Genomic DNA, 229 nt, shown 5'->3' with positions numbered 1-229 from the left:
CCGCAGTGGTGTGCAGTTCCTGGTCGGGCAGGTTCACCGGCCCGTAGCCGATGTTCTCGTGGGTGTAGTAGCGGATCTTCTTGTAGCCCGCCACGCGGCGTACCAAGTGCACTTCGCCATGGTGTGAATCACCCCGGCCGGCCACGCCGCCATCGAAACGGTCCAGCACCTTGAGCTTGGTGAAGTCGATGCTGTCGGTGTAGTAATCCACATGGGTGCGGGTGACGTA

The 229-nt window shown here is 61.6% G+C and carries 1 pseudogene; it reads right to left on the bottom strand.

Features of this window, described 5'->3' with window-relative positions:
- Positions 1 to 229, bottom strand: a pseudogene (locus AC6UDD_RS06995) (hypothetical protein); the annotation flags it as partial.

It is taken from the genome of Fructilactobacillus sp. X2R1C3, from assembly GCF_059901425.1.
Note: the sequence above shows the minus strand (reverse complement) of the source record. Positions and strands in the feature narration are given on the sequence as shown.